This is a genomic window from Variovorax sp. SRS16 (assembly GCF_901827165.1).
In the GTDB taxonomy this organism is placed as follows: domain Bacteria; phylum Pseudomonadota; class Gammaproteobacteria; order Burkholderiales; family Burkholderiaceae_C; genus Variovorax.
In genome coordinates this window covers 5,454,227-5,479,623 of record NZ_LR594666.1, presented here as the reverse complement: position 1 = coordinate 5,479,623, position 25,397 = coordinate 5,454,227, and the positions used below count along the sequence as shown (strand labels likewise).

General features: G+C 70.2%; 26 protein-coding genes. 20 read left to right on the top strand and 6 right to left on the bottom strand.

All coding sequences use genetic code 11. From position 1 onward, the window contains the following. Nucleotides 1–55 precede the first annotated feature (55 nt). A complete protein-coding gene (locus tag E5P2_RS26480; protein WP_162570061.1) occupies nt 56–976 on the bottom strand; it encodes a tetratricopeptide repeat protein in 921 nt (306 codons plus the stop codon). A gap of 36 nt (nt 977–1,012) precedes the next feature. On the opposite strand from E5P2_RS26480, the gene purE reads away from it, so the two are divergent. The 3 genes from purE to E5P2_RS26465 are packed head-to-tail and all read left to right on the top strand — an operon-like array spanning nt 1,013 to nt 3,778. Further along, nucleotides 1,013–1,567 carry a 5-(carboxyamino)imidazole ribonucleotide mutase gene (purE, locus tag E5P2_RS26475; RefSeq protein ID WP_162570060.1) on the top strand — a complete coding sequence of 185 codons (555 nt, stop codon included), beginning with the start codon at nt 1,013–1,015 and terminating at the stop codon, nt 1,565–1,567. Further along, nucleotides 1,564–2,730, top strand: coding sequence for a 5-(carboxyamino)imidazole ribonucleotide synthase (locus tag E5P2_RS26470; RefSeq protein WP_162570059.1), 1,167 nt, complete (start codon nt 1,564–1,566; stop codon nt 2,728–2,730). The genes purE and E5P2_RS26470 overlap by 4 nt, the downstream gene beginning before the upstream one ends. 49 nt (nt 2,731–2,779) lie before the next feature. Next, a complete protein-coding gene (locus tag E5P2_RS26465) occupies nt 2,780–3,778 on the top strand; it encodes an L-threonylcarbamoyladenylate synthase (protein WP_162570058.1) in 999 nt (332 codons plus the stop codon). A gap of 140 nt (nt 3,779–3,918) precedes the next feature. On the opposite strand, the gene E5P2_RS26460 is transcribed toward E5P2_RS26465, so the two are convergent. Together E5P2_RS26460 and dacB are read right to left on the bottom strand one after the other, a co-directional pair. Next, on the bottom strand, nt 3,919–5,283 hold the full coding sequence (locus E5P2_RS26460; protein WP_162570057.1) for a lipase family protein: 1,365 nt from the start codon (nt 5,281–5,283) through the stop codon (nt 3,919–3,921). A gap of 131 nt (nt 5,284–5,414) precedes the next feature. Beyond that, nucleotides 5,415–6,854 (bottom strand): D-alanyl-D-alanine carboxypeptidase/D-alanyl-D-alanine endopeptidase, encoded by a 1,440-nt coding sequence (gene dacB, locus E5P2_RS26455; protein ID WP_162570056.1) that lies wholly within the window; start codon nt 6,852–6,854, stop codon nt 5,415–5,417. Between the two features lie 117 nt (nt 6,855–6,971). Here dacB and tsaB point away from each other — a divergent pair, with 117 nt between their 5' ends. The 6 genes from tsaB to E5P2_RS26425 all read left to right on the top strand — a co-directional run bounded on the left by tsaB (nt 6,972) and on the right by E5P2_RS26425 (nt 10,954). Beyond that, complete coding sequence (gene tsaB, locus E5P2_RS26450; protein WP_162570055.1) at nt 6,972–7,667, top strand: tRNA (adenosine(37)-N6)-threonylcarbamoyltransferase complex dimerization subunit type 1 TsaB; 696 nt, start codon at nt 6,972–6,974, stop codon at nt 7,665–7,667. Next, nucleotides 7,664–8,248, top strand: a complete 585-nt coding sequence (locus E5P2_RS26445; protein ID WP_162570054.1) for a GNAT family N-acetyltransferase — start codon at nt 7,664–7,666, stop codon at nt 8,246–8,248. Before tsaB ends, E5P2_RS26445 begins: the two co-directional genes overlap by 4 nt. Further along, nucleotides 8,245–9,000 (top strand): uracil-DNA glycosylase family protein, encoded by a 756-nt coding sequence (locus E5P2_RS26440; protein ID WP_162570053.1) that lies wholly within the window; start codon nt 8,245–8,247, stop codon nt 8,998–9,000. The genes E5P2_RS26445 and E5P2_RS26440 overlap by 4 nt, the downstream gene beginning before the upstream one ends. Nucleotides 9,001–9,041: 41 nt before the next feature. Then, nucleotides 9,042–9,872 carry an orotidine-5'-phosphate decarboxylase gene (gene pyrF / locus E5P2_RS26435; protein ID WP_162570052.1) on the top strand — a complete coding sequence of 277 codons (831 nt, stop codon included), beginning with the start codon at nt 9,042–9,044 and terminating at the stop codon, nt 9,870–9,872. A 70-nt stretch (nt 9,873–9,942) separates the two neighbouring features. Continuing rightward, a complete protein-coding gene (locus E5P2_RS26430) occupies nt 9,943–10,587 on the top strand; it encodes a LysE family translocator (protein ID WP_162570051.1) in 645 nt (214 codons plus the stop codon). Between the two features lie 19 nt (nt 10,588–10,606). Then, a complete protein-coding gene (locus E5P2_RS26425) occupies nt 10,607–10,954 on the top strand; it encodes a GFA family protein (RefSeq protein WP_162570050.1) in 348 nt (115 codons plus the stop codon). Nucleotides 10,955–10,998: 44 nt separating this feature from the next. Here the strand turns inward: E5P2_RS26425 and E5P2_RS26420 are convergent, their stop codons facing one another. Continuing rightward, complete coding sequence (locus tag E5P2_RS26420; protein ID WP_162570049.1) at nt 10,999–11,823, bottom strand: IclR family transcriptional regulator; 825 nt, start codon at nt 11,821–11,823, stop codon at nt 10,999–11,001. A 124-nt stretch (nt 11,824–11,947) separates the two neighbouring features. On the opposite strand from E5P2_RS26420, the gene E5P2_RS26415 reads away from it, so the two are divergent. From E5P2_RS26415 to fahA, 5 genes are read left to right on the top strand one after another with little or no spacing between them, the layout of a single operon-like run. Next, complete coding sequence (locus tag E5P2_RS26415) at nt 11,948–12,907, top strand: MBL fold metallo-hydrolase (protein WP_162570048.1); 960 nt, start codon at nt 11,948–11,950, stop codon at nt 12,905–12,907. A gap of 22 nt (nt 12,908–12,929) precedes the next feature. After that, entirely contained in the window at nt 12,930–14,615 is a 1,686-nt protein-coding gene (locus E5P2_RS26410; RefSeq protein WP_232080856.1) for an FAD-dependent oxidoreductase, read from the top strand. Between the two features lie 10 nt (nt 14,616–14,625). After that, complete coding sequence (locus E5P2_RS26405; protein WP_162570046.1) at nt 14,626–14,817, top strand: DUF2783 domain-containing protein; 192 nt, start codon at nt 14,626–14,628, stop codon at nt 14,815–14,817. Between the two features lie 16 nt (nt 14,818–14,833). Beyond that, nucleotides 14,834–16,141 (top strand): homogentisate 1,2-dioxygenase, encoded by a 1,308-nt coding sequence (hmgA, locus tag E5P2_RS26400; protein WP_162570045.1) that lies wholly within the window; start codon nt 14,834–14,836, stop codon nt 16,139–16,141. After that, nucleotides 16,138–17,412 carry a fumarylacetoacetase gene (fahA, locus tag E5P2_RS26395; RefSeq protein WP_162570044.1) on the top strand — a complete coding sequence of 425 codons (1,275 nt, stop codon included), beginning with the start codon at nt 16,138–16,140 and terminating at the stop codon, nt 17,410–17,412. The genes hmgA and fahA overlap by 4 nt, the downstream gene beginning before the upstream one ends. A 38-nt stretch (nt 17,413–17,450) precedes the next feature. On the opposite strand, the gene E5P2_RS26390 is transcribed toward fahA, so the two are convergent. Together E5P2_RS26390 and E5P2_RS26385 are read right to left on the bottom strand one after the other, a co-directional pair. Next, a complete protein-coding gene (locus E5P2_RS26390) occupies nt 17,451–17,915 on the bottom strand; it encodes an acyl-CoA thioesterase (RefSeq protein ID WP_162570043.1) in 465 nt (154 codons plus the stop codon). A gap of 41 nt (nt 17,916–17,956) precedes the next feature. Next, entirely contained in the window at nt 17,957–18,871 is a 915-nt protein-coding gene (locus E5P2_RS26385) for a LysR family transcriptional regulator (RefSeq protein WP_162570042.1), read from the bottom strand. A gap of 135 nt (nt 18,872–19,006) precedes the next feature. Between E5P2_RS26385 and gtdA the strand changes: the two genes are divergently transcribed. The 6 genes from gtdA to E5P2_RS26355 all read left to right on the top strand — a co-directional run bounded on the left by gtdA (nt 19,007) and on the right by E5P2_RS26355 (nt 25,364). After that, a complete protein-coding gene (gene gtdA, locus E5P2_RS26380) occupies nt 19,007–20,077 on the top strand; it encodes a gentisate 1,2-dioxygenase (protein ID WP_162570041.1) in 1,071 nt (356 codons plus the stop codon). A gap of 68 nt (nt 20,078–20,145) precedes the next feature. After that, entirely contained in the window at nt 20,146–20,850 is a 705-nt protein-coding gene (locus tag E5P2_RS26375) for a fumarylacetoacetate hydrolase family protein (protein ID WP_162570040.1), read from the top strand. Between the two features lie 26 nt (nt 20,851–20,876). Beyond that, complete coding sequence (locus E5P2_RS26370; RefSeq protein WP_162570039.1) at nt 20,877–22,097, top strand: 3-hydroxybenzoate 6-monooxygenase; 1,221 nt, start codon at nt 20,877–20,879, stop codon at nt 22,095–22,097. Nucleotides 22,098–22,150: 53 nt separating this feature from the next. Beyond that, nucleotides 22,151–23,131, top strand: a complete 981-nt coding sequence (locus tag E5P2_RS26365; protein ID WP_162570038.1) for a Bug family tripartite tricarboxylate transporter substrate binding protein — start codon at nt 22,151–22,153, stop codon at nt 23,129–23,131. After that, on the top strand, nt 23,128–24,480 hold the full coding sequence (locus E5P2_RS26360; protein WP_162570037.1) for an FAD-dependent oxidoreductase: 1,353 nt from the start codon (nt 23,128–23,130) through the stop codon (nt 24,478–24,480). The genes E5P2_RS26365 and E5P2_RS26360 overlap by 4 nt, the downstream gene beginning before the upstream one ends. Nucleotides 24,481–24,482: 2 nt before the next feature. Then, complete coding sequence (locus E5P2_RS26355) at nt 24,483–25,364, top strand: acyl-CoA thioesterase (protein WP_162570036.1); 882 nt, start codon at nt 24,483–24,485, stop codon at nt 25,362–25,364. The last annotated feature ends 33 nt before the right edge of the window (nt 25,365–25,397 follow it).

Sequence of the window (25,397 nt, the reverse complement as noted above, 5' to 3'; positions counted from 1 at the left end):
TTCCGTTCCATGGCCGCTCCGTGCCGCATCGCGTGCCGGCCGGCGGCCGCCCCGATCAGCTCAGGACGACGCTGCTGAGCCGCCGCCGATAGGTCGCGACCGTGGGATCGTCCGGCGGGATCTGGCCATCCGCCACCTTGGGCCGGGGCGGCTCGATGATCTCGAGGATGGCGATGTAGGTCTTGCGAGCGAGCTCTTCGCTCCAGCTCTTGTCGCGCATCAGGATGTCGAGCAGCTCGTCCATCGCGTCGGTCCAGCGCTGCGCGGCCATGAGCAGCCGGGCGCGGTCGAAGCGGGCCTCGAAGTCGCGCTTGTTGGCCGCGATGCGGGACTCGGCATCGGCCAGCGAAGGCGCCGCGCCCTGGGCGGGCGACGCGAAGTCGGTCGCATCCATCCAGCGCTGCAGCGCATCGAAGCGGCGCACCTGCGTGGTCCTGGCGATCGCCGGTGCGAAGGCGACCTTGGCATCGTCGATGCGGCCTTCCTGCAGCAGCAGCTTCACGTAGTCGAAACGCGCGTCGTCGTTGGCCGGATCGGCGGCCACCGCATGCTGCAGCCGCTCGAGCGCGCCCTCGGTATCGCCTTCGGCCAGCGCCTCCTGGGCGGCTTCTTCCTGTTCGAGCGCCTCGACCTCGTCCGCGCCCGGCACGTGCTTGTCGAGGAAGGCACGGATCTGCTCGGCCGGGATGGCGCCGACGAAGCCGTCGACCGGCTGGCCCTCCTTGAACATCACGCAGAACGGGATGCTGCGCACGCCGAACATCTGGCTCAATTGCTGCGAGATCTGCGGCACCTTGTCGGCATCGAGCTTGGCCAGCGCGAAGCGGCCGGCATACTCGGCCTCGAGCTTTTCGAGCACGGGGCCGAGCTGTTTGCAGGGGCCGCACCATTCGGCCCAGATGTCCAGCAGCACCGGCGTGGTCATGGAGCCGTCGATCAGCTCGGTCTGGAAGTTTTCGAGGGTGATGTCGATCATCGTGGGAAGCTGAGGGTGAAACGTAAAATTGAAACCATGAAGCAAGCAATTCAGGTCGGCGTGGTCATGGGCTCGAACTCCGACTGGGAGACGATGCGCAATGCGGTCGAGATTCTCCAGCAATTCGGCGTCGCCCACGAAGCCCGGGTGGTCTCGGCGCACCGCATGCCGGACGAATTGTTCGCTTATGCCGAAAACGCCGCCCCGCGAGGCCTGGCCGCCATCATCGCCGGTGCCGGCGGCGCGGCCCACCTGCCGGGCATGCTGGCGGCCAAGACCCCGGTGCCGGTGCTCGGCGTGCCGGTGGCGAGCAGGCACCTGCAAGGCGTGGATTCGCTCTACAGCATCGTGCAGATGCCCAGGGGCGTGCCGGTCGCGACCTTCGCCATCGGCCCTGCCGGCGCGGCCAACGCGGCCCTGTTCGCGGTCGCGATGCTGGCGGTGGGCAATCCGGCCCTGCGCGCCCAGCTGGACGCCTTCCGCGCGAAGCAGACGCAGGCCGCCCAGGCAATGACCCTGCCGCCGCTCGATGCGCCGGCCGGCCAGGGCGCTGTGTCGCCGTTCTCGCCGCAGGGCGGGGGCGCGCTGTGAGCGCGCTGCTGCCGGGCGCCACCCTCGGCGTGCTGGGCGGCGGCCAGCTGGGCCGCATGTTCGTGCACGCGGCCCAGCGCATGGGCTACTTCACGGCCGTGCTCGACCCCGATCCCGACAGCCCCGCGGGGCGCGTGAGCCACCACCACATCCACACCGACTACACCGATGTCGACGGTCTGGCGCGGCTGGCGGGCCTGGCCGATGCCATCACGACCGAGTTCGAGAACGTGCCCGCGCCCGCGCTGGTGCATCTCTCGGTCGCGCGGCCGGTCTCGCCCGCCGCGGAGGCGGTGGCGATCGCGCAGGACCGCATCCGCGAGAAAGCGCATTTCGTGCGCTGCGGCGTCGCCTGCGCGCCCCATGCCGTGATCGAGACGGCGGACCAGCTGGCCGCCGTGTCCGGCGACCTGCTTCCCGGCATCCTCAAGACCGCGCGGCTCGGCTACGACGGCAAGGGCCAGCAGCGCGTGGGCACGCGGGCCGAGCTGGCCGCGGCCTGGGAGGCCACGGGCGACGTGCCCTGCGTGCTCGAGAAGCTGCTGCCGCTGGATTTCGAATGCTCGGTGATCGTCGCGCGCGGCGGCGACGGCCAGATCGTGCATTACCCGCCGCAGCGCAACCTGCATCGCGACGGCGTGCTGGCCGTGACCGAGGTGCATGCGGACAGCATGCCCGACGCGATCGCGCGGCAGGCGGTGGCGGCGACCCAGTCGATCGCGCAGGGGCTGGACTATGTCGGTGTGCTGTGTGTCGAATTCTTCGTGCTCGCCGACGGCGAACTGGTCGTCAACGAAATGGCGCCGCGCCCGCACAACAGCGGTCACTGGACGATGGACGCCTGCGACATGTCGCAGTTCGAGCAGCAGGTGCGCACCCTGGCCGGCCTGCCGCTGAACATGCCGCGCCAGCACAGTCCGGCGATCATGCTGAATCTGCTCGGCGATCTGTGGTTCCTCGACGACGGCACCGAGCAGGCGCCGCGCTGGGCCGACGTGCTCGCGCTGCCCGGCATCCATCTGCACCTGTACGGCAAGGCCGAGGCGCGCCGCGGCCGCAAGATGGGTCATCTCACCATCACGGGCGCCGACATTGGCGAAGTCCGCAGCACCGCCGACTTCGCCGCTGCGCTGCTCGGCCTGCCGATCCCGCTCTCGGAGTGACGATGGGTCTCCACGCTCACCCGTTGCTCCCGCCTTGCGGCCCGGGCCGATGATCCTCGACGGCCGCACGCCCGATGCCATCGACGAGGCCGCGCGCGTGCTGCGTGCCGGCGGCCTGGTCGCGTTCCCGACCGAGACCGTCTATGGCCTGGGCGCCGATGCGGCCAGCGAGGCCGCGGTCGCCGGCATCTTCGCGGCCAAGGGGCGGCCGAGCGACCATCCGTTGATCGTGCACGTGGCGGCCGGTGCGCAAGGCACCGAGGCGCTGTCGCGCTTCGCGCTGCCGCTGGCGCCCTTCGCGCAAAAGCTGGTGCTCGCCTTCTGGCCGGGTCCGCTGACCCTGATCGTCGCGCGGCAGCCCGGCGTCGCTGCCGCTGCGGCCGGCGGGCAGGACACCATCGGGCTGCGCTGCCCTTCGCATCCGGTGGCGCAGGCGCTGCTCGCGGCCTGCGCCGAGCAGGGCGTGCAGGGGGTGGCGGGGCCGAGCGCCAACCGCTTCGGCCGCGTCAGCCCGACCACGGCCCGGCACGTGCAGGACGAATTCGGCGACGAACTGCTGGTGATCGACGGCGGCCCCTGCGAGGTCGGCATCGAGTCGACCATCGTCGACTGCAGCCGCGGCGCGCCGGTGCTCCTGCGCCCGGGCGCCATCACGCGCGCCCGCATCGAAGCGGCCTGCGGCGAGGCGCTGCGCGACAAGGACGATCTCGCCGCGCCCGACCCGCGCGCCTCCGGCACGCTCGAATCGCACTACGCGCCGAGCGCCAAGCTGCGCCTGATGGATGCCAAGGCACTGCAGACCGGCCTCGACCTGCTCGGCGCGAACGCCGCCCACATCGCGGTCTGGTCGCGCACCGCGCTCAAGAGCCGTTCGCAGCGCATCGTGCAGCGTCGCATGCCCGACGACGCCGCCGCCGCGGCGCAGCAGCTGTTCGCGGTGCTGCGCGCCTTCGACGACGAAGGCGTCAAATTGATCTGGGTCGAAACGCCCCCCGCCGAGCCCGAATGGGAAGGCGTGCGCGACCGTCTGCACAGAGCGGCTGCATAGGTACACCTCCAGGCTGCGCGCACTGCGTGTCGCTTCGCCTACCCCCTTGCAGGGGGCCGCAGCCTGCGGCCCGGCTGAGCCGGTTCCGCGCCGGCCCACGAACTCGGCGCGCGGTGCGCGGCCGGCAGTCTGGGGCGAGCCTATTTCACCGTGTCGAACAATGCGCGCGCCCGGGCGTGGCAGAACGGCGGCTCGTAGGTGCCGTGGTAGGAGCCGAAGTAGGTGGCATACGCGGCCGAAGTCGGATCGGTGGGCGCCTTGCCGCCGGGTCCGAAGGCGGCCTGCACCTGCGCGTCGACGTCGACCGTCGTGACCGTGGTCACGCCGCGCGAGTCGAAGTCCGCCTTCATCGGGATCAGATGCACCGCCGGCGGCACGGTCGGGTCGCCGGCGCCGCCGCACAGCAGCGTCTTGGCGCGCGGGTTCCAGCCGAACAGGTCGTTCTTCTTCGCGTCGAGGAAAAGCGCGTTGTTCGGATTGGTCCGCACGTCGGTCAGGAAGCTCGCCTGGAACAGCTCGTCGCGCGCCTGGTCCGGCGTCTCGCCGTTGGCGCCCGGCAGCGCGCCGGTGGTCACCAGCGTCGTGTAGTTGAGCGTCGGGCTCGGCAGCAGGTTCTCGATGTTGGCTGCGTAGGGCGGCTTGAAGACGGCATTGACGTCCGTGTACACGTCGCCGTAGACCTTCTGGTAGGAGGTCACGATGAAAGGCACGAAGAACTGGTAGCCGGCGATCGCTTCCGTGAGCTTGAACGATCCGGACAGGTTGTACGGCCCGGCCAGATGCGCGCCGGCCACCACGTTGAATTCGAGCGGGTTGTCGCGCTCGGCGGCGCGCTGCGCCGCCATCGACGAATGCCCGCCCTGCGAATAGCCGGTGAACATCACCTTGCCGGAAAAGGTCGCGCCCGCGCTCAGCATCGCGGCACGCGCCGCGCGCAGCGAATCGAGCACCGAACGCGCTTCCGAATCGGCATGCAGGTAGGGGTGGTAGGGGAAGGTCGACTTCGCATAGCCCAGGTAGTCGGTCGCCGTCACCGCATAGCCCTGCGCCGCATACATCGCGATCAGCAGGAAGGTTTCGGAATCCTGCGGATTGGCCAGGGTGCGCGGCTTCTGCACGTCCGTGCCCTTGGCATAGGCCACCAGTGGCGCGGCGGCGGTGCAGGCCGTGCCGGTCGGCACCAGCAGCACGCCGGATTCGTTGGTCGCCTCGCCCTTCGGACCCACGGTGCTGTAGTTGAGCGCCACCACCTTCACGTCGCATTTGGCCTTGCCGCTGATCGCCTGCAGTCCGTTGGCTGCAGTGGCAGCGTCGATCTGCGCGGCGGTCAGCGTCACCAGCGTGGTGGCGGGTTCCTTCAAGGCACCGGTGCCCGGCCCGGCCACTGCGCCGCCGCCCACACCGACACCGAGGCCGAGGCCACCGCCGCCGTCACCCCCGCCACCGCAGGCAGCGACCAACAGACTTGCCGTGGCAACGGCGCTCAGAAGATGCAGACGCTTCATGAATGTCTCCTCCGTGGAATGGGTGCGAAAGGCGCAATGCGCACGATCCTAGGCGCGCCCTTTGCAAAGAAGGACGAGGGAAACCCCGAGCCGGTGCGATGCGGGAGTCGCCTCGGCGACGCCGCGCTGCCTCAGTTGTCCTGCGAGGCCCAGTCGACCAGCGCATCGAAGGCCGGTCGTGCCGCGGTGGCGTTGCCGTTGTTGGCGATCGCGACGACCACCCAGCGATGGCCGCTGGCGCCGAGCACGTAGCCCGCGACGCCCGCCGCATCGCGCAGGGTGCCGGTCTTCATGTGGGCGGCGCCGCCCGAGCGCAGCGCGCGCTTCTTCAGCGTGCCGTCGACGCCCGAGGCGGGCAGCGAGGACATGAGTTCGGGCATCACCGGCGAGCGCCAGGCCACCTGCAGCAGCCGGGCGAGCGCGGCCGCGCTGATGCGCTCGTCGCGCGACAGGCCCGAGCCGTTGTCGAAGATCGGCTGGCCCTCGCCGGTGCCGATGCGATCGTTCCACCATTGGCGCAAGGTGCTGCGCGACGCTTCCAGCGTGCCGCGCTTCTTCTGCTGCAAGCCGAGCGTGAGGAACAGCTGCTGCGCCATCACGTTGTTGCTGTACTTGTTGATGTCGCGGATCACCTCGGCCAGCGGCGGCGAGGCGACTTCGAAGGCGGGCGCGAGCGCGGGCGGCACGCGGCCATCGCGCACCTGGCCCGTGAGCCCTGCGCCCATCTCGGCCCACAGCCCGCCCACCGCGCGCAGCGCGTAGCTGCGCGGATCCGCATAGGCCACCGGCCACACCTTTTCGCCGCAGGCGGCCGGATAGCTGCCGGCGAAGCCCATGCGCGCAGGGTCCGCGAACTCGCCGCCCAGCGCGGCGCGCCAGTCGCCGCATTCGCCGTTCGACAGCGGCACCTTCGCCTGCATCGCCACGCCGGCCAGCGGCGGCTCGAAATTGACCTGTGCGGTCTGCGTGCCGCGGTTCGGCACGAAGGTCATGACCACCGACTTGAAGTTGATCAGCAGCGCATCGGGCGCCGCGTTGTAGGGGCGCAGGCCTTCGCCGTCGAAGGCCGCCGGATCGGTGTCGGCCAGCTCGAAGGCGCTGCGGTCGAGCACGATGTCGCCGCGGATGGTGCGGATGCCCAGCCCCTGCACGCGGCGCAGCAGCAGCCACAGGCGCTCCAGCACCAGCGTCGGATCGCCCTGGCCCCTGATGTAGAGGTTGCCGTTCAGCACGCCGTTCTGCACCGGGCCGTCGACGTAGACCGGCGTGGTCCAGGTGAATGCCGGGCCGAGCAGGTCGAGCGCCGCGTAGGTGGTGACCAGCTTCATGACCGACGCCGGATTGACCGGCACCTGCGTACGCCAGGCGAGCCGCGGCGGGCGCGTGCCGTCGGCATCGGCCACCAGCATCGTCACCGCGTCGCGCGGCACCTTGGCACGCGCCAGCGCGGCATCGACGTCGTTCGGCAGGCTCTGTGCGAGGGCGCTCGTCCAGGCCGGTGCGGCCAGCGCCAGGACGAGAAAAAACGTGCGGCAGGCGCGCTGCGCTGCGGATGGCGGGGCGAGAGGCATCGCGTGATTATCCGGGCCGTCGCCGAGGCCGCGCGTGCGGGCCGGCGGGCCTCGATAATCGAGGCATGCCCGCCTCTCTTCCAACCTTCGCACGCGCCTTCCGACGGAGCGCCGGCGATGCCTAGGCTGCTGGCCTTCGACACCAGCACCGAGACCCTTTCGGTCGCGGTGCGCCATGGCGATGCGCTGCTCGAGCACAGCGGCGCGGGCGGACCGCAATCGTCGACCACGCTGATCCCGCTGATCCAGCGCCTGCTGGCCGAGGCCGGCCTGAGGCTGGCCGATCTCGACGCGATCGTCTTCGGCCGCGGCCCCGGTTCGTTCACCGGCCTGCGCACGGCCTGTTCGGTGGCGCAGGGCCTGGGCTTCGGCGCGGGCGTGCGGCTGCTGCCGGTCGATACGCTGCGGGCGGTGGCCGAGGAGGCCCGCCATCGCTTCGGCGACCGGCGCGTCGTCGCCGTGCTCGACGCGCGCATGGACCAGGTCTATGCGGCGCACCATGACTTCGACGTTGCCGCGCCCGGCGGCATCGTCGAGGTGGAATTGCTCGCCCCCGAGCAGATCGTGGTACCCGCCGGCTGGACGCTCGCGGGCAATGCCTTCGGCACCTATGGCGAGCGCCTGCCGCCGGCGGCGGCGCGCCGCGACGTGCTGCCCGCCGCGGCCGCGATGCTGCGCCTGGCCCCCGAATTGCTCGCGGCCGGCGCAACCGTTGCACCGGCCGATGCGTGGCCGTTCTATGTTCGCGATAAAGTGGCGCAGACCACCGAAGAGCGTGCCGCGATCAAGGCGGCCTCCAAGACCCTGACATGAGCGCAGTCCTGCAATCCCGCGAAGCCCGCCTCGAGCCGATCACGCTCGAGCGCCTGCCTGCCGTCGCCGATATCGAGCGCGACGCTTACAGCCATCCGTGGACGCGCGCCAACTTCGCCGATTCGATGACCGCCGGCTATCACTGCCAGTGCCTCGTGGGCCCCGGATTCGACGCCGAGCCCGCGCCGGCGTCAGTGCGCGGCCGCCGCCCGCGATGGGGCCTGCCGAGCCCGCGCACCATCCCGGCCGAGGTCATCATCGGCTACTTCGTCGCGATGAAGGGCGTCGACGAGGTGCACCTGCTCAACATCACCGTCGCACCGCCCTTCCAGGGCCAGGGCTGGGCGCCGCTGATGCTGGAGGCGCTGGGCGGTTGGTCGCGCAGCCAGAACGCGCAATGGCTGTGGCTCGAAGTGCGGGCCAGCAACCTGCGCGCGCTGTCCATCTACGAGCGGCACGGCTTTCGCCGGGTCGGCGTGCGCAAGGGCTATTACCCCGCCTACGGCAACGCGCGCGAGGACGCGGTCGTGATGAGCCTGCGCCTCAACGAACCCGTCAGCGCCTGGGGCGCATTGAAATGACGCTGCACACACTGAAGCTCGATGCGCGCCAGCGCGCGATGCTGGACGAGATGGGCGTCAAGGTCTGGTGGCCGACGGCGCTGGTGACGCAGCCCGAGCAGCCCGCCGAACTCCGGCCGGTTGCGGCCGCCGCGGCGCCTCCTGCGCCGATGGCGGCGGTGCGCGCCCGGCCCGCTGCGGCGGTGCCTGCCGGCGCGACGCCCGCCGCGCGACCGGCCGTTGCTGCACCGCACGGCGCGGGCATTCTGGCCGAAGCGCCGCGCCGGCTCTACGGCGAAGAAGGCGCAGCGCAGGCCGGCTGGCTGATCGTTGCCGACATGCCGCCCGAACTCGACGGCCGCCACGGCGAGCCGTTCGCGGGCGATGCAGGGCGCCTGCTGGGCAACATGCTGCGCGCCTTGCAGCTGCACGACGGCGCGCTGCCCGTGCACCTGATGCGCACCCACCGCGGCGTGGCCTCCGGGCAGCCCGCCAGCCCGCGCCCGCTGGCAGAGGCTTTCGCCGAAGCCGTGGCCGAACTGGCGCCGCGCATCGTGCTGGCCATGGGGCCGCTGGCCGCGCAGAGCCTGATGCAGAGCAGCGAACCGCTCGGCAAGCTGCGCGGCCGCGTCGCGCCGCTGGCGGTCATGACGGGCATGCAGGACGTGCCGTTCGTCGCGACCTACCACCCGGCCTACCTGCTTCGCAATCCGGCCGACAAGGCACGCGCCTGGTCGGACCTGTGCCTGGCCGCCGAACAGCTGGCGCGCTGAGCGGCCCGGCGGCGTCCGGGTCGCGGCCTAGAATTCCGCGCATGAACTTCCTCGACAAGCTGCGCGCCGCCGAGCGCCTGAACGGCTCGCTGCTGTGCGTCGGCCTCGATCCCGAACCGACCCGATTCCCCGCCCGCCTCCAGGGCGACGCCAGCCGCATCTACGACTTCTGCGCGCGCATCGTCGATGCCACCGCCGACCTGGCGATCGCCTTCAAGCCGCAGATCGCCTACTTCGCGGCGCACCGGGCCGAAGGGCAACTCGAACAGCTGATGGAACACCTGCGCCGCAACGCGCCGCAGGTGCCGGTGATCCTCGATGCCAAGCGCGGCGACATCGGCTCGACCGCCGAGCAGTACGCGCGCGAGGCCTTCGAGCGCTATGGCGCCGATGCAGTCACGCTGTCGCCTTTCATGGGCTTCGATTCGGTCGAGCCCTATCTGCGCCACGCCGGCAAGGGGGCCTTCCTGTTGTGCCGCACCAGCAATCCGGGCGGCGCCGATCTGCAGGGCCAGCGCCTCGCGGGCGTCGAAGGCGAACCCTTCCTCTACGAACACGTGGCCAGGTTGGCGCAGGGGCCGTGGAACGTGAACGGACAGCTGGGCCTCGTGGTCGGCGCCACCTATCCGGCGGAGATCGAGCGCGTCCGCGCGCTTGCGCCCACGGTGCCGCTGCTGATCCCGGGTGTCGGCGCCCAGGGCGGCGATGCGGTGGCCACGGTGCGTGCCGGCTGGCGCGCCGATGCGCCGATCGTGGTCAATTCATCGCGCGCCATCTGCTACGCATCGAACGGCGACGACTTCGCCGAGGCCGCGCGCCGCGAGGCGACCCGCACGCGCGACGCCCTCGAAGCGGCCAAGGGCAAGGCCTGAGCGAAGACTGTGGGCCTCGTGGCCCGGGCGATGTAATCTCCGGGTCCGACCCCAGACCCAGGAGACTTCGTTGCAACCCCTGCTGCCCCTGCTCGGCATCGCCGGCGCGCTCGCCGTCGGTGTCGTCAGTCCCGGACCGAGCTTCGTCATGGTGGCGCGCACGGCCGTCTCGCTGTCGCGCACCGAAGGCGTCGCCGCGGCGATCGGGATGGGCATCGGTGGCGCCTCCTTCGCCATCGCCGCGCTGGCCGGCTTGCAGGGGCTGCTGCTTGCGATTCCGCAGCTGTACGTTCTTCTCAAGGCGGCAGGTGGCCTCTACCTGGCCTGGCTCGGCGTGCGCATCTGGCTCGGCGCGAAGCAGCCGCTCGCGCTCGCCACTGCACAGCGTGCGGCGTCGGCGGAGGGTCACCCTCACTTCGCGCGCGCGCTGCTGGCCGGCCTGGCCACGCAGATCAGCAATCCCAAGACGGCCATCGTCTACGCCAGCGTCTTCGCCGCTTTCCTGCCGCCGGCATCGGGCCTGGGCTTCGGCATCGCCGTGGTGGCGGTCGTCAGCCTGCTGGAGACGAGCTGGTACACGCTGGTGGCGCTCGCCCTGTCGGCGCGCGGACCGCAGCAGACCTACCTGCGCTACAAGGCCTGGGTCGACCGCGCGGCCGGCGCGGTCATGGTGTCGCTCGGGCTGAAGCTCGTGGCTTCGGCCTACCGTGCATGAAGCAGAAAGGAGATCGACGATGACTTACCAGGGAAGCTGCCACTGCGGCCGCATCGCGTTCGAGGTCGATGGCGAAATCAACGGCGCGATGGCCTGCAATTGCTCGATCTGCGCGCGCAAGGGCTCGCTGATGTGGTTCGTGCCGCGCGACAGCCTGCGGCTGCGCACGCCGCCGGAGGACATGGCCACCTACCTGTTCAACAAGCACGTGATCCGGCACCACTTCTGCCCCACCTGCGGCATCCATCCCTTCGGGGAAGGCACCGATCCGAAGGGCAACAGGATGGCGGCCGTCAACATCCGCTGCCTCGAAGGCGTCGCGCTCGAATCGGTGCCGGTCCAGCATTTCGACGGCCTCTCGAAGTGAACGCGCCGCGCTTGGCGCGCCACGCGCTCTGAGCGCCTTGCGCCTCAAGCCGCTGCGGGCGCCGCGCCCAGGCTCTGCGACACCTGGCCCGCGCAGGCCTTGAGCGCCTGCGCGATCTCGCCGGTCCATCGGGTGTCGAAGATCGCGGTCGGGCCGATCGCCGTGATCGCCAGCACGATCGCGCCCGTGTGGTCGAACACCGGCGCCGACATCGCACTGACCCCGGGCACGATCTCGCCCTCGGAGCGGCTGATGCCGTGCGCGCGCACCTCGCGCAGCTGCGCCTCGAAGCTTTTCCAGTCCGGTAGCGCCGGCTGCGGCGGCATGCCCGCGCGCCGTGCGGGTGCCGCGCTCTTCGCGCGCTGGCGTTCCTCGTCGAGCAGGCGCTTGACGACCGCGCCGTCGAGGTAGGCGCCGAACAGCCGGCCCGAGGCCGTGTTGGCGAGCGAGAACACCGTGCCATGGCGCATGGCCACGTGCACCGGCGACGGCGACTCGGCGATGCGCACGATGGTGGCGCCGCGCGCGCCCCAGACCGCGATCGCCGCCGTCTGCCCGATGCGCTGCGCCAGCTCGGCGATCAGCGGTGTCGCGAGATGCACCGGGTCGGCCTGCTGCAGGCTGATCAACCCCAGTTGCAACGCGAGCGGACCGAGCAGATAGTGGCCGCTGCCGCGGTCCTGCTCGATCAGCCCCAGGCGGCCGAAGCTGACCATGTAGGGATGCGCCTTGGCGGGCGACATGTCGGCCTCGCGCGCCAGGTCCTTCAGCGCCATCGGCCGGCCGTGATGCACCAGGGCACGCAACAGCTGGCCGCCCACCTCGATGCTCTGGATGCCGCGTTGCGCACGGTCGTTGTCGTTGGCCATGGCCTTTGCCGTCGTTCGTTGATACAGAAGGCATTAGACATTAACTGATCCCGGATTTACACTCCGATCATTCGTTCCATGCGAATTCATTTACCTTAGACAAATTTCCATCTGGAGACCCACGATGACCGAAACCAAGAAATTCGCCAGCCAGGCCGACCTCGAGGAAAAGCAGGTCACCTTCAGCCAGATCTCCGAACACGCCTGGGCCTACACCGCCGAGGGCGATCCCAACACCGGGATCATCATCGGCGACGACTGCGTGCTGGTGGCCGACACCCAGGCCACGCCGGCGATGGCGGCCGACGTGGTGCGCCGCATCCGCGAGGTGACCGACAAGCCCATCAAGTACGTGGTGCTCACGCACTACCACGCGGTGCGCGTGCTGGGCGCCGCCGGCTATCGGCCCGAGCACATCATCGCCAGCCAGGACACGCGCGACCTCATCGTCGAGCGCGGCGAGCAGGACAAGGCGAGCGAGATCGGCCGCTTCCCGCGCCTGTTCCAGAACGTCGAGACCGTGCCGCCCGGCATGACCTGGCCGACCCTGACCTTCACCGGCAGGATGACGCTGTGGCTCGGCAAGCTCGAGGTGCAGCTGATCCAGCTCGGCCGTGGCCATACCAAGGGCGACACGGTCGTCTGGCTGCCGGAAGAGCGCACGCTGCTGTCGGGCGACCTGGTCGAGTTCGATGCCACGCCCTATGCCGGCGACGCCTACTTCCAGGATTGGCCCTACACGCTGGACAACATCGCCGCGCTCGGTCCGAAGGCGCTGGTGCCCGGCCGCGGTGCCGCGCTCACCACGCCCGAGCAGGTCGCCAAGGGCCTGGCCGGCACGCGCAGCTTCATCGCCGACGTGTATGCCAGCGTGCAGGAAGGCGTGAAGGCCGGGCGCGACCTCAACACGATCTACCAGGACACCTACGCGAAGCTCAAGCCCAAGTACAGCCAGTGGGCGATCTTCGACCACTGCATGCCCTTCGACGTGAGCCGCGCCTACGACGAGGCTTCGGGCCATGCCGATCCGCGCATCTGGACGGCCGAGCGCGACATCGAGATGTGGAAGACGTTGGAAGGCTGAGCAAGACAAGGAGACCCAGAACGTGGATGCACCCGCATCAGGCGTCACCGACTACCAGTCGCTGCGCTTCGACTACCGCCATCATCCGGACCAGGACGCCGACACGCCCGTGCACCATCCGGTGATCGTGGTCGGCGCCGGCCCCGTCGGCCTCGCGCTGGCGATCGATCTCGCGCAGCGGCAGGTGCCCGTGGTGCTGCTCGACAACGACTGCACGCTGTCCACCGGCTCGCGCGCCATCTGCTTTGCCAAGCGCACGCTCGAGGTGTTCGACCGCCTCGGCTGCGGCGATCGCATGGTCGCCAAGGGCGTGTCGTGGAGCGTCGGCAAGGTCTTCTTCCGCGACGAGCAGGTGTACCGCTTCGACCTGCTGCCCGAGAGCGGGCACGAGCGGCCGGCCTTCATCAACCTGCAGCAGTACTACGTCGAAGGCTACCTCGCCGAGCGTGCCGCCGCGCTGCCGCTGATCGACCTGCGCTGGAGCAGCAAGGTGGTCGGCATCGCGCAGCACGCCGACCACGCGCTGCTCACCGTCGAGACGCCCGAAGGCAGCTACCAGCTCGCCGCCGACCACGTCGCGGCCTGCGACGGTTCGCGCTCCGACCTGCGGCGGCTGCTCGGGCAGGAAGCCCACGGGCGCGTGTTCCGCGACCGTTTCCTGATTGCCGACATCACGATGGATGCCGACCTGCCCACCGAGCGCCGCTTCTGGTTCGATCCGCCCTTCCATCCGAAGCAGAGCGCGCTGCTGCACAAGCAGGCCGACGGCGTGTGGCGCGTCGACTTCCAGCTCGGCTGGGAGGCCGATCCGGTGGAAGAGCGCAAGCACGAGCACATCATCCCGCGCGTGCGCGCGCTGCTCGACAGCATCGGCCACCCGGGCCTGCGCTTCGACATCGTCTGGGCCAGCGTCTACACCTTCGCCTGCCAGCGCATGGCGCGCTTCCGCCTTGGCCGCGTACTGTTCGCGGGCGACGCGGCGCACGGCGTGTCGCCCTTCGGCGCGCGCGGCGCCAACTCGGGCGTGCAGGACGCCGACAACCTGGGCTGGAAGCTCGCCGCCGTGCTGAAGCACGAAGCGCCCGATGCGCTGCTCGACAGCTATGCGAGCGAGCGCGAGGCCGCGGCCGACGAGAACATCCGCCACTCCACGCGCGCCACCGACTTCATCACGCCGAAGAGCGATGTCAGCCGCCTGTTCCGCGACGCCGTGCTCGAACTCTCCAAGCGCCATCCGTTCGCCCGCGCGCTCGTGAACAGCGGCCGGCTCTCGGTCGCGACCACGCTGGACGCCTCGCCGCTCAACACGCCGGACGTGGATGCGTTCGCAGGACGCATGGTCCCGGGCGCGTCAGCCGCCGATGCGCCGATCGTGCGCGCCGACGGCAGTACCGGCTGGCTGCTGCGCGAGATCGCACCCGTGTCCGACGCATCCGCCGCATCCGCCGCGACCCGCTTCACGGCCCTGGTCTTCGGCAACGGCGAGGCAGCGCAGCGCAGCCTGCAGGCCATCTCCGAGGCCGAACTGCCGCTGCACGTGGCGCGCGTCGCGGCCTGTGGCGCGGGCGAGCTCGCCGCCGAGCGCTACGACGCGCAGCCGGGCACCGTCTACCTGCTGCGCCCCGACCAGCACGTCTGCGCGCGCTGGCGCCAGCCCACGCCGCAGGCGCTGCGCGCGGCCCGCGACCGCGCACTGGCCAAGGCATAGAAAGCGCATCATGGAACTGATCACCACCCCCCACCTCGACGCGCCCGACGACTTCTACGAAGCGCTGATCGAGGCGCACCAGAACCTGTCGAGCGAAGAAAGCCACGCCTTCAACGCGCGCCTGGTGCTGGTGCTGGCCAACCACATCGGATCGCTCGCCGTGCTGCGCGAGGCCTTCGCGGCCGCGGCGCGATCCGCGTGAATTTCAAGAGGACGCCATGACGACGAACGCATCCGACACCGGGCGCCGCTACCAGAGCGGCTTCGGCAACGAGCACGCCACCGAGGCCATGGCCGGCGCCTTGCCGCAGGGCCGCAACAGCCCGCAGCGCGCGCCTTTCGCCCTGTATCCCGAGCTGATCTCGGGCACCGCCTTCACCGCGCCGCGCCATGAGAACCGGCGCAGCTGGCTGTACCGGCGCCAGCCCTCGGTCGTGTCCGGCCGCTACCAGCCCTATGTGCAGCCGCACTGGAAGACCGGCGCCGACCGCGCCATCGCGCTGCCGCCCGAGCCGATGCGCTGGGCGCCGATCCCCTTCGAGGCGGCCGAGGTCGATTTCGTCGACGGCATCCGCACGCTGGCCGCCAACGGCGATGCCGAAGCGCAAACCGGCGTGGCCGCGCACGTCTACCTCGCGAGCCGCTCGATGGAGCGCCGCGCGCTCGTCGATGCCGATGGCGAGATGCTCTTCGTGCCGCAGCAGGGCCGGCTCGTGATCACCACCGAGATGGGCGTGCTCGACGTCAAGCCCGGCGAGATCGCGCTCGTGCCGCGCGGCGTCGTGTTCAAGGTCGCGCTGCCGGACGGTCTGTCGCGCGGCTACATCTGCGAGAACTACGGTGCACAGTTCCGCCTGCCCGAGCTGGGCCCGATCGGATCCAACGGCCTCGCGAACGCGCGCGATTTCCAGGCCCCGGTCGCGGCCTTCGAGCAGGATGCCGGCGGCTACGAGCTGGTGAAGAAATTCGGCGGCCGCCTCTGGTCGGCGCCGATGCAGCAGTCGCCCTTCAACGTCGTCGCCTGGCACGGCAATCTCGCGCCGGTGAAGTACGACACCGCCAACTTCATGGTGATCGGCTCGATCAGCTTCGACCATCCGGACCCGTCGATCTTCACCGTGCTCACCTCGCCGAGCGACACGCCCGGCACCGCCAACTGCGACTTCGTGATCTTCCCGCCGCGCTGGCTGGTGATGGAGGACACTTTCCGTCCGCCCTGGTACCACCGCAACCTGATGAGCGAATTCATGGGCCTCGTGTACGGCCAGTACGACGCCAAGCCCGGGGGCTTCAAGCCGGGCGGCGCGAGCCTGCACAACTCGATGGTGCCGCACGGCCCCGACGAAGAGGCCTTCGACAAGGCGAGCCAGGCCGATCTGGCGCCGCACAAGCTGGACCACACGCTGGCCTTCATGTTCGAGAGCCGCTACCGTTTCATTCCGACCGAGTTCGCGCTGCAAAGCCCGGCGCTCGACACCGACTACGCCGACTGCTGGGCCGGCCTCAAGGATTCATTCAAGCCATGAACGACACGCTCAACGCCACCCACGACCCGCAACTGCGCAGCTGGGTCGCATCGGCCAACGAGGAAGGCTGCGACTTCCCGATCCAGAACCTGCCCTTCGGCACCTACAGCCGCGCGCCGCGCTGGGAGCCGCGCATCGGCGTCGCCATCGGCGACCGGATCCTCGATCTGCGCCTCGCGCGGCTGATCGACACCGACAACATGAACGAGCTGCTGGCCGCCAGCATCGAGCAGCGCCGGGGACTGCGCGCCGCACTGTCGGCAGGCTTGGCCGAGGGCAGCGCGAAGCAGGCCGAATGGGAAGGCGCGCTGGTGCGCCGCGACGCCGTGACGATGCACCTGCCGTGCCGCATCGGCGACTACACCGACTTCTACACCGGCATCCATCACGCCACCACCGTCGGCAAGCTGTTCCGCCCGGACCAGCCGCTGATGCCCAACTACAAGTGGGTGCCGATCGGCTACCACGGGCGCGCCTCGTCGATCGCCGTCAGCGGCCAGCGTTTCAAGCGCCCGCAGGGCCAGACCAAGGCGCCCGATGCCGAGGCGCCGTCCTTCGGGCCGTCGAAGCGGCTCGACTACGAGCTCGAACTCGGCTTTGTCGTCGGGCAGGGCAATGCCCTCGGCGAGCCGGTCGCGATCGCCGATGCCGAGCAGCATCTGTTCGGCGTGACGCTGCTCAACGACTGGTCGGCGCGCGACATCCAGGCCTGGGAATACCAGCCGCTCGGCCCCTTCCTGGCCAAGAACTTCGCGACCACGCTGTCGCCCTGGATCGTGACGATGGAAGCGCTCGCGCCCTTCCGCGCCAGGTTCGAGCGCCCGGCCGGCGACCCGCAGCCGCTGCCCTACCTCGACGCGCCCGTCAATCGCGCGAGCGGCGCGCTCGACATCACGCTCGAAGTCTGGCTGCAGACCGCGAAGATGCGCGAAGCCGGCGAGGCCGCCGTGCGCTTGACGCGCGGCAACACCACGCAGGCCGCCTACTGGACCGCCGCGCAGCTGATCGCGCACCACACGGTGAACGGCTGCAACCTGCAGCCGGGCGATCTGCTGGGCTCGGGCACCTTGTCGGGCCCCAAGGCCGACGAGGCCGGCTCGCTGCTCGAACTCACGCTGGGCGGCAAGCAGCCGATCAGCCTGCCGAACGGCGAGCGCCGCACCTTCCTCGAAGACGGCGACACGCTGAGCCTGCGCGGCTACTGCGAGCGGGTGGGCGCGGTGCGCATCGGCCTGGGCGAGGTCAGCGGCACGGTATTGCCGGCCGGCTGAGTGCCGGCCGCGGTCGATCCTGCGCCGCGCGGGCGCGCCTAGGCATTGGCGCCCGAGGCGACGCCCGCGGCTGCGCGCGAGGCCTCCAGATGCGTGCGGGCGCGCTCGGCCAGCGCCATCTCGCCCGGCGTGCCGGGCACGAAGGCATCGATCGGCAGCGTGCGGCCATGCGAATCGACCGAGACGAAGACGATCAGGCACTCGGTGGTGCGCTGCATCTCGCCGCCCTTCATGTCGCCGCTGCGCACCTCGACCGAGATGTTCATGCTGGTCTTGCCGGTGTAGGCCAGCCGGGCTTCGACCTCGACCAGGTCGCCGATCATGATCGGCCGATGGAAGCGGATGCTGCCGATGAACACCGTCACGCAGTAGCGCTTGGCCCAGCTCGTGGCGCAGGCATAGCCGGCCTCGTCGATCCACTTCATCACGGTCCCGCCGTGGACCTTGCCGCCGAAATTGATCGTGCTGGGTTCAGCGAGGAAGCGCAGGGTGATGAAAGACATGGCGTGCCCGGGCGATGAGTTGGAGGAGGCGCCCGCGGCGATTATGCGAGCGCCGGGACGGTTTGGGGACCAAAGAGTTGGGCCATGGTGCGCCGCAGCCACGCGTTGCCCGCATCCGCATGAAAGCGCTCGTGCCAGTGCTGCTTGACGGCGTAGGAAGGCAGCGCAAAGGGCGGCTCCAGCAGCTGCACCGGCTCCTGCGTCGCCAGCACCTCGCCGAGGATGCGCGGCACGATCACGATCAGCTCGGTGTGCGCCACGATGCGCGCCACGCTCAGGAAGCTCGACAGCCGCGCCACCACGTTGCGCTGCAGGCCGAGGCGCGCGATCGTCTTGTCGACGATCGCATGGCCGGTGCCGGACGACAAGATGATGGCGTGCGCCTCGGCCTCGAAGCGCTTGCGCGTGAGCCGCGCGCCGATGCGCGGATGGTTGCGCGCCGCCAGGCAGACGAAGTTCTGCATGAAGAGCGTCTGCTGGTAGAAGCCCGCGTCCAGCTGCGGCATGAAGCCGACCGCGATATCGACCTCGCCGTCTTCCAGCCGGCGGCCGCTTTCGGTCGAGATGATCTCGGTCTCGATGTGCACGCCCGGCGCGACGCGCCGCAGGTGGTCGAGCAGGGTCGGCAGCAGCACCACCTCGCTGATGTCGGTCATGCAGATGCGGAAATCGCGCCGTGCCTGGGCCGGATCGAAGCCGCCGCGGCTGCCGCGCGCCTGCTCGATGCGCGACAGCACCTCGCGCACGTGGACGCAGATGCGCTGCGCATAGGGCGTGGGCTGCATGCCCTGCGCCGTGCGCGTGAACAGCCGGTCGTCGAAATGCGCGCGCAGCTTGTTCAACATCGTGCTGGCCGCAGCCTGCGCGATGCCGAGCCGGTCGGCGGCCTTGGAGACGCTGCCGGTCTTGTAGATCTCGTCGAACACGCCGAACCATTCGAGATCGAGCTTTGCCATCGGAATCCTTCCTCGGGGATGCGGGACCCCATTATCGAAAATCGAGATTCAAGGTATTTCCCCTGCATCTTGAACAAATAGTAGGGGAGGCCAACAATGTGCGCATCGGCGCCTGCCGCCAGGAGACACATCCCCATGACCACCGCCACCCAGCCCGCACGCACCGATGCGGCCGAGCGCCGCGCCTACTACGAGCGCATCCGCCCGCTGAACCTCACCCCGCTCTGGGAATCGCTGCATGCGCTGGTGCCGCGCGAGCCGCAGACGCCCTGCGTGCCGGCGCTCTGGCGCTACGACGAGATCCGGCCGCTGCTGATGGAATCGGCCGATCTCATCACCGCCGAGGAAGCGGTGCGGCGCGTGCTGGTGCTCGAGAACCCGGCGCTGCCGGGCCGCTCGTCGATCACGCAGTCGGTCTACGCCGGCCTGCAGCTGATCATGCCGGGCGAGGTGGCGCCCTCGCACCGCCACGTACAGTCGGCGCTGCGCTTCATCGTCGATGGCCGGGGCGCCTACACCACGGTCGCGGGCGAGCGCACCACCATGTACCCGGGCGACTTCATCATCACGCCCTCGTGGGCCTGGCACGACCATGGCAACGAAGGCATCGCGGGCGTGCGCGAGCCGGTGGTCTGGCTCGACGGGCTCGACATTCCGATGCTGCGCTTCTTCGATGCGGGCTTCGCCGAGAACGACGATGCCAAGGTGCAGCATGTCGCGCGGCCCGAAGGCCACAGCCTCGCGCGCTTCGGCCACAACATGGTGCCGGTGCGGCACGACCATGTGTCGATGACCTCTCCGATCTTCAACTATCCCTATGCGCGCAGCCGCGAGGCGCTGGCGCAGCTGCAGAAGCAGGAAGCGCCCGATGCCTGGCTGGGCCACAAGCTGCGCTACATCAATCCGCTCACCGGTGGTTCGCCGATGCCGACCATCGGCACCCAGCTGCAACTGCTGCCGGCCGGCTTCCAGGGCAAGACACAGCGCGCGACCGATGGCACGGTCTACAGCGTGGTCGAAGGCCAGGGCACGGCCGAGATCGGCGGGCAGCGCTTCGACTTCGGGCCGCGCGATACCTTCGTCGTGCCTTCGTGGGCGCCGCTGCGCTTGTCGGCGAGCGAGGAGGTCGTGCTGTTCAGCTTCTCTGACCGCCCCGTGCAGCAAGCGATGGGCATCCTGCGCGAAGCCTTCCTCGAAGACGCCTGAGCTTCCGCCGCTCTGGCGGCAAGTCTTTTTCATCCATCCATGCGCCGCTGCATGCGGCAGGAGTTCCCATGTCCTTCGTCTTTTCACCGCCGGCCGTCGTCGGTCTTCCCATCGCCGGTACGACCGACCTCTTCCCGGTCCGCCGCGTCTACTGCGTCGGCCGCAACTATGCGGCGCATGCGCGCGAGATGGGCTTCGATCCCGACCGCGAGCCGCCCTTCTTCTTCTGCAAGCCGAACGACGATGCCTCGATCGTGCCGGTGCCCGCGGGCGACACCGTCGGCATTCCCTATCCGGGGCAGACGGCCAACTACCACTTCGAAGCCGAGCTGGTGGCGATGATCGGCCGAGGCGGCCGCGACATCGCGATCGGGGACGCGGCGGCGCACATCTACGGCTATGCGGCCGGCCTCGACATGACGCGCCGCGACCTGCAGATGAAGATGCGCGAGCAGGGCCGGCCCTGGGAGATCGGCAAGGCCTTCGATTTCTCGGCGCCGGTCGGCGTGATCCGCCCGCTGGCCGAGGCCGGCGAGATCGTCTCGGGCGCGATCGTGCTCGAGGTCGATGGCGAGGTGCGGCAGAAGAGCGACCTGCGCCACCTGATCTGGTCGGTGAACGAAGTCATCGCCCACCTGTCTACCCTGTTCGCGCTGCAGCCCGGCGACCTGATCTTCACGGGCACGCCGGAAGGCGTGGGCGCGGTGCGGCCCGGCCAGACGCTGACGGTGCGCATCGACGGCCTCGAGCCGGTCACCGTACGCATCGACTGAATTCGAAACGCGGGGAGAAGACCATCATGCACACGACACCCAACGACAAACCCTCGGTGCTGCTGATCGGCGGCGGCATCGGCGGCATGGCCGCGGCGCTGGCGCTGGCGCGGCTGGGCATCGCGATCGAGCTGCTGGAGCAGAGCGCCGCGATCGGCGAGATCGGCGCCGGCCTGCAGCTCGGTCCCAACGCGTTCGCGGCGCTCGATGCGCTCGGCGTCGGCGAGGCCGTGCGGCGCGGTTCGGTGTTCACCGACCGCCTGGTGATGATGGACGCGGTCGACTGCAGCGAGGTCGCCTCGGTGCCGGTGGGCGAGGCCTTCCGCGCGCGCTTTCGCAATCCCTATGCGGTGAGCCATCGCGCCGATCTGCACGGCGCGATCCACGCGGCGGTGCGGCAGCATCCGCTGATCCGCTTCCACACCTCGGCGCAGGTCGAGGCGCTCGACATCGGCGACGGCGGCGTGGTCGCCGTCACGCGCGACGGGCGTCGCTTTGCTGCCGATGCGGTGGTCGGCTGCGATGGCGTGAAATCGGTGGTGCGCGAGAAGCTGGTCGGCGATGCACCGCGCGTCTCGGGCCACGTGGTCTACCGTGCCGTGGTGCCGGCCGCCGACATGCCCGAGGACCTGCGCTGGAATGCGCCCGTGGTCTGGGCCGGGCCGAATTGCCACCTGGTGCACTACCCGCTGCGCCACGGCGAGCAGTACAACCTGGTCGTCACCTTCCACAGCCGCGAGCACGAGGAATGGGGCGTCACCGATGGCAGCAAGCAGGAGGTGATGTCGTACTTCGAGGGCGTGCACGCGCGGCCGCGCCAGCTGTTGGAGCGGCCCACCTCGTGGCGGCGCTGGAGCACCGCCGACCGCGAGCCGATCGCGAACTGGAGCCACGGCCCGGCCACGCTGCTCGGCGATGCCGCGCATCCGATGATGCAGTACCTCGCACAGGGCGCCTGCATGGCGCTCGAGGACGCGGTCACGCTCGGCGCCGCGGTCGAGGCCTGCGGCTTCGACCTGCCGGCCGCCTTCCGCCTCTATGCCTCGGCGCGCGTGGCACGCACCGCGCGCGTGGTGCTGTCGGTGCGCGAGATGGGACGCCTCTACCATGCGAAGGGTGTCGAGCGCCTGGTGCGCAACAGCCTGTGGACCGGCCGCTCGCCCGAACGCTACTACGATGCGGTCGAATGGCTCTATGCGTGGGACCCCGCGCACTGCCTTGCGGATGCGTCGCCGGCCCGGTCGTGATGCGAAGGCAAAATCGAGCTTCTTCTCTTACACAGAAAAAAGGAAAACCGTTCATGCCGTCCCTGAAGAAACGCGCACTCCTGATCGCCGCCTGCAGCCTGAGCCTCGGCGCCGCGCCGCTGGCTGCGCTGGCCCAGGCCCCCGCGTGGCCGACCAAGCCGGTGCGCCTCCTGGTCGGATTCCCGGCCGGCTCGACGCCCGACATGGCGGCGCGCGCCATCTCCGATCCGCTCGCCAGGGCGCTAGGCCAGCCGGTGATCGTCGAGAACCGCTCCGGTGCGTCGGGCAACATCGCGACCGACCAGGTGGCCAAGGCGACCGACGACCACACGCTCGGCATCGTGATCAACGGCAATCTCACCTCCGCCAAGATGCTGTATCCGCACCTGCCCTACGACCCGGCGCGCGACTTCAGCTACATCTCGCTGATCGCGACCGCGCCGCTGGTGCTGGTCGCACCGCCCACGGAGCCCGGCGGCGCGGCCTTCTTTGCCGCCGCGAAGAAGGGCGGCGACAAGTGGAACTACGGCTCGGTCGGCGTCGGCTCGGTCGGCCACCTGGGCATGGAGCTGCTGAAGACGAGGATGCCCGGCGTGCAGGCCGAGCACATTCCCTTCCAGGGCAACCCGGGCGTGGTGACGGCGCTGCTCGGCGGCCAGATCCAGATGGCGCTGGTGCCGCCGGGGCTGGCGATCTCGCAGGTCAACGCGGGCAAGCTCAAGGCCATCGGCCTCACCAGCGGCCGCAGCCCGCTGGCGCCCGAAGTGCCGCCGCTGGCCGATGCCGGCCTGAAGAACTTCGATCTCGAGGTCTGGACCGCGCTGATCGGACCGGCGCGCCTGTCCAAGGCCGCGCAGGCCCGGCTGGCCGCGGTCATGCCCGAGGTCATGCGCAATGCCGACACGCGGCGCCAGCTCTTCAACCAGGGCTGGCAGGCAGTGGGCACTTCGGCCGAAGGTCTCAAGAGCCGCGTGGCGGCCGAGACGGCGATCATGCAGTCCATCATCTCCGCCAAGGGCATCAAGCTCCAATGACCGCCACCTCGCTGCTCGAACCGGCGCGCAGCCTGCCGGTCTTCGGCGAGTTCGACGTCGTGGTGGTCGGCGGCGGCCCGGCCGGCATCGCGGCCGGCGTGAGCGCGGCGCGCCATGGTGCGCGCACGCTGCTGATCGAGCGCTACGGCTTTCTCGGCGGCATGGGCACGGCCGGCGGCGTCACCAACTTCGCGGGGCTCTACGGCAAGCGCGAGGGCGAGATGACGCAGCTGGTGCACGGCGTGGCCGACGACCTGCTCGCGCGCATCGAGGCGATGGGCGGCCTCAACAAGCCGCAGGACGGCATGCAGGGCCGCATTCGCGTGCGTTCCTACGACACCTCGGTCTACAAGTGCGCGGCCGACCAGCTGCTGCTGGACGCCGGCGTGCAGCTGCTGTTCCATGCCTGGGCCGCGAACGTGCTGATGGACGGACCCCAGCGCATCGCGGCGCTGGTGGTCGAGACCAAGTCCGGCCGGCAGGCGATCCGCGCCAACGCCTTCATCGACGCCAGCGGCGATGCCGATGTCGCCGCCTTCGCGGGCGTGCCCTTCGCGGTCGGCGACGGCCATGGCAGCGGGCTCTTTCCGTCCACCATGTTCCGCGTCGGCCATGTCGATGCGGCGCGCGCGCTGGCGGCCGTCGGCGAATTCAAGGCCATCAACGATCTCATGGCCAAGGCGCGCGAACGCGACCCCGAGGCCTATCGCTTTCCGCGCGAAGGCGCGATCCTGCGGCCGCAGATCGACCCGCGCGAATGGCGCGCCAACGTCACGCAGATCCGCAATGCCGCGGGCGGCGCGATGAACGGCGTCGACGCGCGCGAACTCAGCGACGGCGAGGTCGAAGGCCGGCGGCAGATCGGCGAGTACTTCCGCTTCCTGAAGGCCGAGGTGCCGGGCTTCGAGCAATCGGCCATCGTCGAGATCGCGCCGCAGGTCGGCATCCGCGAGACGCGGCGCATCGAAGGCCTCTACGCGCTGACCGGCGAGGACATCCTCTCGTCCGCGCGCTTCGACGACAGCATCGGCATCAACGCCTGGCCGATGGAAATGCATGCGGCCGGCAAGATCGAGTGGGCCTTCCCGCGCGACGAGCGCCGCACCTTCAACCAGCTGCCCTGGCGCATGCTGGTGCCGCGCGGCGTCGACAACCTGCTGGTCGCCGGGCGCTGCGCCTCGATGACGCACGAGGGCCAGTCGGCCGCGCGCGCCAGCGGCGGCTGCTTCGTGATGGGGCAGGCCGCGGGCACCGCTGCGGCGGTGCTGGGCGCGGATGCCTTTGCCGCGGTCGACGTGCCGGCGCTGCAGCGCAAGCTCGCCGCCGACGGCGCGGACCTGGACCGTTGACGATGAGCGATCCCGCCACCACCGCCGCCGCCCGCCGCGTCGCCGAGCTCGTCGCATTGATGGACCTCGAAGCGCTGGGCGAGGACCGCTTTCGCGCGCAAAGCGAAGACATCGGCTCGCGGAGCGTGTACGGCGGCCAGGTGCTGGGGCAGGCGCTGGTCGCCGCGAGCCGCACCGTGGCGGCCGATCGCCCGATGCATTCGATGCACGCCTATTTCCTGCTGCCGGGCGAACACGCGCCCATCGAGTACACGGTCGACCGCGTGCGCGACGGCCGCAGCTTCACCACGCGCCACGTGGTCGCGCGCCAGCAGGAGCGCACGATCTTCGAGTTGTCGGCGTCCTTTCAAAGCGCGGCCTCGGGCATCGAGCACCAGGCCGCGATGCCCGAGGAGCCGGAACCTGAAAGCCTGCAAAGCGAACTGCAGCAGCGCATCGCGCTCGGCGACCGGCTGCCCGCGGCCTGGCGCGTCAAGGGCACCGAGCCGCAGGCCATCGAATACCGCGGCACCGACAGCAATGACCTGCTCGCGCCCGTACCGCGGCCGGCCGGCAGCGCGATCTGGATGCGCGCCACCGCGCCGCTGCCCGACGATCCGATCGTGCACCGCGCCTTGCTCGCCTATGCATCGGACCACGGCCTGCTGCGCGCCGCCCTGCGCCCGCACGGCCTGAGCTTCTTCGGCGGCAAGGTGCGCGCCGCGAGCCTTGACCATGCGATGTGGTTCCACCGCGATTTCCGCATGGACGAGTGGCTGCTGTACGTGCTCGATTCGCCGAGCGCGGGCGGGGCGCGGGCCTTGTGCCGCGGCAGCGTGTTCACGCGCGATGGGCGGCTGGTGGCTTCGGCGGCGCAGGAGGGGATGCTGCGCGTGCGCGGCTGAGCGCGCCGCGCGCTGTGTCAGTCCGAGCCGGCG

Coding starts and splice junctions, on each gene's coding strand:
- E5P2_RS26385 (WP_162570042.1), bottom strand. CDS start 18,871: ATGGCAAAGCTCGATCTCGAATGGTTCGGCGTGTTCGACGAGATCTAC.
- E5P2_RS26420 (WP_162570049.1), bottom strand. CDS start 11,823: ATGGCCAACGACAACGACCGTGCGCAACGCGGCATCCAGAGCATCGAG.
- E5P2_RS26365 (WP_162570038.1), top strand. CDS start 22,151: ATGCCGTCCCTGAAGAAACGCGCACTCCTGATCGCCGCCTGCAGCCTG.
- gtdA (WP_162570041.1), top strand. CDS start 19,007: ATGACCACCGCCACCCAGCCCGCACGCACCGATGCGGCCGAGCGCCGC.
- E5P2_RS26405 (WP_162570046.1), top strand. CDS start 14,626: ATGGAACTGATCACCACCCCCCACCTCGACGCGCCCGACGACTTCTAC.
- E5P2_RS26375 (WP_162570040.1), top strand. CDS start 20,146: ATGTCCTTCGTCTTTTCACCGCCGGCCGTCGTCGGTCTTCCCATCGCC.
- E5P2_RS26360 (WP_162570037.1), top strand. CDS start 23,128: ATGACCGCCACCTCGCTGCTCGAACCGGCGCGCAGCCTGCCGGTCTTC.
- purE (WP_162570060.1), top strand. CDS start 1,013: ATGAAGCAAGCAATTCAGGTCGGCGTGGTCATGGGCTCGAACTCCGAC.
- E5P2_RS26415 (WP_162570048.1), top strand. CDS start 11,948: ATGACCGAAACCAAGAAATTCGCCAGCCAGGCCGACCTCGAGGAAAAG.
- E5P2_RS26425 (WP_162570050.1), top strand. CDS start 10,607: ATGACTTACCAGGGAAGCTGCCACTGCGGCCGCATCGCGTTCGAGGTC.
- E5P2_RS26480 (WP_162570061.1), bottom strand. CDS start 976: ATGATCGACATCACCCTCGAAAACTTCCAGACCGAGCTGATCGACGGC.
- E5P2_RS26445 (WP_162570054.1), top strand. CDS start 7,664: ATGAGCGCAGTCCTGCAATCCCGCGAAGCCCGCCTCGAGCCGATCACG.
- E5P2_RS26465 (WP_162570058.1), top strand. CDS start 2,780: ATGATCCTCGACGGCCGCACGCCCGATGCCATCGACGAGGCCGCGCGC.
- dacB (WP_162570056.1), bottom strand. CDS start 6,854: ATGCCTCTCGCCCCGCCATCCGCAGCGCAGCGCGCCTGCCGCACGTTT.
- E5P2_RS26355 (WP_162570036.1), top strand. CDS start 24,483: ATGAGCGATCCCGCCACCACCGCCGCCGCCCGCCGCGTCGCCGAGCTC.
- E5P2_RS26370 (WP_162570039.1), top strand. CDS start 20,877: ATGCACACGACACCCAACGACAAACCCTCGGTGCTGCTGATCGGCGGC.
- E5P2_RS26390 (WP_162570043.1), bottom strand. CDS start 17,915: ATGTCTTTCATCACCCTGCGCTTCCTCGCTGAACCCAGCACGATCAAT.
- hmgA (WP_162570045.1), top strand. CDS start 14,834: ATGACGACGAACGCATCCGACACCGGGCGCCGCTACCAGAGCGGCTTC.
- E5P2_RS26440 (WP_162570053.1), top strand. CDS start 8,245: ATGACGCTGCACACACTGAAGCTCGATGCGCGCCAGCGCGCGATGCTG.
- fahA (WP_162570044.1), top strand. CDS start 16,138: ATGAACGACACGCTCAACGCCACCCACGACCCGCAACTGCGCAGCTGG.
- E5P2_RS26460 (WP_162570057.1), bottom strand. CDS start 5,283: ATGAAGCGTCTGCATCTTCTGAGCGCCGTTGCCACGGCAAGTCTGTTG.
- pyrF (WP_162570052.1), top strand. CDS start 9,042: ATGAACTTCCTCGACAAGCTGCGCGCCGCCGAGCGCCTGAACGGCTCG.
- tsaB (WP_162570055.1), top strand. CDS start 6,972: ATGCCTAGGCTGCTGGCCTTCGACACCAGCACCGAGACCCTTTCGGTC.